This is a genomic window from Enemella dayhoffiae, from assembly GCF_002250625.1.
GTDB lineage: Bacteria > Actinomycetota > Actinomycetes > Propionibacteriales > Propionibacteriaceae > Enemella > Enemella dayhoffiae.
In genome coordinates, this window is record NZ_NMVQ01000029.1 from 1 (window position 1) to 4,334 (window position 4,334).

4 protein-coding genes, 1 tRNA gene and 2 pseudogenes are annotated in these 4,334 nt (G+C 71.4%); 3 read left to right on the forward strand and 4 right to left on the reverse strand.

Features of this window, described 5'->3' with window-relative positions:
* Nucleotides 1-743: DUF3566 domain-containing protein (locus CGZ93_RS12645; protein ID WP_094364529.1), on the forward strand; the 743-nt coding region annotated here is incomplete at its 5' end.
* A gap of 118 nt (nt 744-861) precedes the next feature.
* Nucleotides 862-935 (forward strand) — tRNA-Ile (locus tag CGZ93_RS12650).
* Between the two features lie 46 nt (nt 936-981).
* Here CGZ93_RS12650 and CGZ93_RS12655 read toward each other — a convergent pair.
* Together CGZ93_RS12655 and CGZ93_RS12660 are read right to left on the reverse strand one after the other, a co-directional pair.
* The gene (locus CGZ93_RS12655; protein ID WP_094364530.1) at nt 982-1,611 is read right to left on the reverse strand and encodes a hypothetical protein; all 630 of its coding nucleotides are present in this window, start codon (nt 1,609-1,611) and stop codon (nt 982-984) included.
* 142 nt (nt 1,612-1,753) lie between these two features.
* Complete coding sequence (locus tag CGZ93_RS12660; RefSeq protein WP_141211203.1) at nt 1,754-2,584, reverse strand: cobalamin-dependent protein; 831 nt, start codon at nt 2,582-2,584, stop codon at nt 1,754-1,756.
* Nucleotides 2,585-2,676: 92 nt separating this feature from the next.
* Between CGZ93_RS12660 and CGZ93_RS19505 the strand changes: the two genes are divergently transcribed.
* On the forward strand, nt 2,677-3,303 hold the full coding sequence (locus tag CGZ93_RS19505; RefSeq protein WP_229117424.1) for a hypothetical protein: 627 nt from the start codon (nt 2,677-2,679) through the stop codon (nt 3,301-3,303).
* A gap of 249 nt (nt 3,304-3,552) precedes the next feature.
* Here the strand turns inward: CGZ93_RS19505 and CGZ93_RS19885 are convergent.
* Nucleotides 3,553-3,720 (reverse strand): annotated as a pseudogene (locus CGZ93_RS19885) (hypothetical protein); the annotation flags it as partial.
* A 477-nt stretch (nt 3,721-4,197) separates the two neighbouring features.
* Nucleotides 4,198-4,334: pseudogene (locus CGZ93_RS18465) on the reverse strand (IS481 family transposase); the annotation flags it as partial.

Consider the following 4,334-nt stretch of genomic DNA (forward strand, 5'->3'; position numbering starts at 1 on the left):
GTGCTGGGGCCGCTGGCGCGGCGGGGCCGGGGGCGCGTGCCGCCGGCAACCCGGCGGCGCCCACCCAGCAGCAGCCGACGACCACCGAGTCCAAGGGCTCGGGTGCCCGGCTCGCCGGTGGTGCCGCCGCCGTCGGAGCCGGTGCCGGGGCGCTGGCCGCCAAGCTGCGCGGTCGCGGCAAGGGTGGTCAGAGCACTGGTGCTGGCCGGGCGCAGACCAGCACCGGCAGCGCCGCCGCCGCCGTACCGCCGCCAGCAAACCGGGAGGCCGAGGACACCTCTGAGCCGGGCGGCTCCGCGGCCGAGTTGAGCCGCGGCGGTGCCGCCAGCACCACCACCACCGGAACCATGCGCAAGATCGGCGCCGCCCGGCGTACCCGAAAGGCGCGGCTGCGGCTGTCCCAGGTGGACCCGTGGTCGGTGATGAAGACGGCGTTCCTGTTCTCGGTCGCCGCCGGCATCGTGCTCTGGGTCGCGACCGGCACCGTGTGGGCCGTGATCGGTTCCTCGGGGCTGTTCGACGAGATCAACAAGATGGTCGGTGACATCATCCAGACCCCGGGTGACACCACCCCGTTCCGGATCCAGGACTACATCAACACCAACAAGGTGATGGGCACGGCGGCGCTGATCGCGGTGATCGACGTGGTCATCTTCACCGCACTGGCCACCCTGGGCGCCTTCCTCTACAACCTGGCGTCCGCGATGATCGGCGGCCTCGAGGTCACCCTCGCCGAGGACTGATCCGTTCCGGGAGTCGGCCATGCGGAGCAGCGGCCGACGTGTCGAGGGGACGTGACGAAAGGAATTTGGGGCCGCCGCTCCGTTGTAGTAGCCTTCATCCTCGGTGCCGACGCATCACGCGCCTATAGCTCAGACGGTTAGAGCGCTGCCCTGATAAGGCAGAGGTCACTGGTTCAAGTCCAGTTAGGCGCACCGAGCAGCTCCCCGGCCAGCAGCATCCGGCCGGGGATTCGTCGTTTCAGTCGACGAGCTGGAACACCGCCGACGCCGACGAGACGGCCCGGTCACCCTCGCCGTCGTCGTTGAGAAGCAGGCGTACGCCGACCCTCCCGTCCGCGCCCCGCGACGCCTCGCCGGTCACCGAGAACGGACCGGTCTTCCCGCGGGCCAGGAACATCACGTGCCAGGACATCATTTGCAGCCGATCACTCCCGACCAGCCCGGCAGCCAGGTCCATCGCCGCGGTCTCCAGCACCACATGCTGCGGGCCGATGTGCAGGGCCGCATCGGGTGAGGCGACCTCATCGGACAGCGGCGGCAGCCGCCACATTCCGTTCTCACCCCGGGCGGCCCCGAACGCCTGCCACAACGGCGGCAGCTCCGGTGAGTCGAAGATCTCCAGCTCGTCCTCCGGCATCTTCTCCAGCCCCTCGGGCACCTGACCGATGGTCGCGCCCTGACCCTCGGTGTAGGCGAGCACGCGGTCGTGGTTGTCGGCGTCCACGATCCTGGAACGGCTGTACGCCATCCGCGCGCCGCGCTTCAGCGTCTCGGAGTCGATCACCTCGATCCGCGGCACGTCGCGCCCGGGGTCGAGGATCTGGCAGGAGTGGATCACCGGGTTCGGTACGCCGTCCAGATCCGACACCCCTATTGAGTGAAATCATTTAGACCCTGGGGGGACCGTAACCCATTGGCGAGTCAAAGGGAAGGGAAGCGTGGGTGACCGGCTCGGCGAGCACCCCCGGACACCCGGGGCGGTGAACGGTCGGGAGCGTCGGCGGCAGGCGTCAGCCGGCGACGGACGCCTCGCCGAGGGAGTCGGCGATCTGCTGGGCGGCCTGCTGGAACGAGTCCGGGGTGCACAAGGCGTTGCGTACGCGATCGCAATGGCTGCCGCCCACCCAGGCGCTGCAGCCGGGGGCGACCTTGGCGAGGGCGTTGGTCAGATCGGTGGCGGCCCGGGCCGCGCTGGGGGAGCGAGCGGCCAGCACCACGGCGGTGGCCCCTTCGCGGATCACCGTGCTGACCCAGTCCCGCTTCGGCACCGCGGCACCCAGATAGTGCACCCGGATCCCGCGCAGGTGGAGCGCGAGGGCCATCGTCAGCACCGGGATCTCGTGATACTGGCCCGCGGGCAACCCGAGCACCACCGACCGCATGGGGAGCGGCGCGTGCGCGGGCTCGCGCAGCCGGGCGTACAGGTGGGCGAGCACTCCGGAGGAGACGAACTCCTCCTGCTGGGTGGTCATCTCGTCGGACGCCCACGCCTCGCCGACGCGGCGCAGCTCGGGCATCAGCCAGCGGTCGACGTGTTCCTCGAAGGTGGGCCGGGGCAACCGGCTCAGCAGCAACTCCTCCAGCGCCGCAACGTCACCCGCGTGTCCTCGGGCGACCAGCTCGCTGCCGCGGTGTGGCAGTTCGGGGGTGCCGGCTAAGCCCAGCCCGCGGACCTCCTGGACCGCCTCGGCCTCGGGTACGCCGCGGGCGACCAGTTCGCTCATCCGGAGCAGCCGCACCACGTTGTCGTCGTCGATGAACATGCCGAGGCCGCCGCGATTCTCCAGCAGCCCGTACTGGTGGATCCAGCGGAGCAGCTGCAGGGACGGCACAGCGGCCATGTCGGCCACCTGCGCAATGCTTGCCACTCGCCCTCCGCTTCCCCGATCGACCCAAATCGTCAACTTATCACCAGCCTGCGACACTATCCGCCATGGATTCTGTCCGATCGGCCCGTGAGGTCAACCCCGAGGCGGGCGACCACTGGGTCACCACCGACCCGGCCGCACTCGAGGCCGTGACCGAGGCCATCCGCACCAGTTATGCCGCTTTTCCCTACTGGGAAGCGCGTTTCGGCGTACGCGGCAGGGCGTTCAGCGCGAGCGATTCCGGCTGGCTGGTGACCATCGCCGCCGAGGAACCGGCGCAGGCGTACGCCCAGGTCCGCTGGCTGGCCGGCGTACTCGCGGCACGCGGGATGCCGACGGTTCTGCTTGATGAGCACCTTCTAACGCTGGCGGACGCCCTGACCCGGCACTGCCCCGGTGACGAGAGCCGGCCCGAGGTGCTGCGCTTGGCGGGGGAACAGTTGCGGCATCGTCGTACCGAGGTGATCGACGCCGACCGGGCCGGTGAGCTGGCCGCCGCGTTCGACCGCGCCACCGCCCACCTGCCCGGGGCCGTCCCGAACTGTGGCGAGCTGATCGTGTCGTCGGTCTGCGACGAGCGCGACGAACCGGCTGCGGTCGGGGCGCTGGTGCAGTGGCTGGCCGATCCGGAGCGCTTCGGCGCCGGGTGGATCGCCGCGGTCGAGCGAACCCTGCGGGCGGCGTACGCCTGACCCAGCCGCCCAACCCAGCCGGACCACCTCCGCGCACCGCTGCACCACGGCCTCGTCGTGGGTGACCAGCCGCACGCCGAGGCCGCGGGCCAGGGCGACCCGCTGCCGTTGCCGGACAGCTGGGAGGGCCAGCGGTCGGCCTGTTCCGGCTCGAGCCGACCGACGGCGCCGGGGTGCCGACCCGCGAGCAAGCAGCAGCAGCCCGGGCCGGCGGGCCAGCGCGCGGGCCAACGCCACCCGGCGCTGCTGCCCGCCGGACAGCTCACCCGTCCGGCGGCGCAGGTGCTCGGGGCCCAGCCCGACCCGTTCCAGCAGTTCTCCGGCATCCGCACCCGCCGACTCGCACGCTGCTGCCGGCCACCTCACTGCGACACCAGGCGGGTTGCTGGTGCTGACCGGGGCCTCCGGGTCGGGCATGAGCACCCTGCTCCGGGCGCTGCGCGGATCTCTGCCGGCCGGGGCGGCTGCAGAGGGTCGGCTGCGGGTGGGCGGTCTCGACCCGCTCGGTCTCGGGTCGGGCGTACGCCGCTGACGGGTCGATCAGCTGGCGTTCGTCTGCCAGGACCCGGGGCAGGCGCTCAACCCGGGGCTGCCGGTACGCCGGCTGGTCACCGAACTGGCCCCGACGAATGGGCGTCGGCCTGGTCACCCGCTCGGCACCCAGATCGCCGGCAGCGTCGGGGGCGCCGAGCGGCGCGGTGAGGACGCGGCCGAGCAGGCGCGCGCCTGGGGGCGCGCGGGGCTGGCGATCGCCGGCTACAACTACCACAGGCCCCACGGTGTGCACGGTGGAATGCCGCCCGCGTCGGCAACGCCGTCACGCGTCAACAACGTCCTGGCCTCATACAACTAGCCGACCAGCGACACCTTGAACCCGGACCCCGGTCAGGTCGACCCCGCGGAGCGCCAACCGCCGCCGTCGGGGATCCGTCCGACCTTCTTCACGTCAAGGTGCACCATGTGCCCGGGATGCTTCGCGGTGATCGTCCTGACCTCACGGTTCGTCTCACCACTCGGGTCTATGAATCGAC